This window comes from Vibrio sp. 1580, from assembly GCF_033340055.1.
Genome location: NZ_JAWOVT010000772.1, coordinates 1 through 511 on the forward strand (window position 1 = coordinate 1; position 511 = coordinate 511).

Below are 511 nucleotides of genomic sequence, written 5' to 3' on the forward strand. Positions count from 1 at the left end.
GCGTCACCATTATCAACACTGGTATTGGTTGGCATGAAGCACGTATTCCGACCATTGCAACGCAAGTACCTCGCGGTGCATTTACATGGGTAACCGAGAAGGTGAAACCGCACGTTTCTGTGCCAATCGTCACCTGTAATCGAATTAACACTCCTGATGAAGCAGAGCGAATCCTTGCTTCTGGTCAGGCGGATATGGTGTCAATGGCTCGCCCGTTCTTGGCGGATCCATACTTTGTCGCGAAGGCAGAACAAGAGAAAGCGCAGTTTATTAATACGTGTATCGGCTGCAACCAAGCGTGTCTGGACAACGTATTTAAAGGTAAGCGCGCTAGTTGTCTCGTCAATCCACTTGCCTGTTACGAAACAGAAATTGTGGTTGAACCAACGTTCAAGAAGAAAAATATTGCCGTTGTAGGCGCAGGCCCTGCTGGTTTAGCTTGTGCGACGACTTTAGCTGAACGTGGTCATAAAGTTGATCTGTTTGAAAAGAACGACCGAATTGGTGGGCA

At 47.9% G+C, this 511-nt stretch carries 1 protein-coding gene; it reads left to right on the forward strand.

Annotated features, from left to right (window positions below; genetic code table 11):
• Window positions 1-511, forward strand: a 511-nt coding sequence (locus R7093_RS28305) for an FAD-dependent oxidoreductase (RefSeq protein ID WP_318147419.1), incomplete at both ends; no start/stop codon positions are given.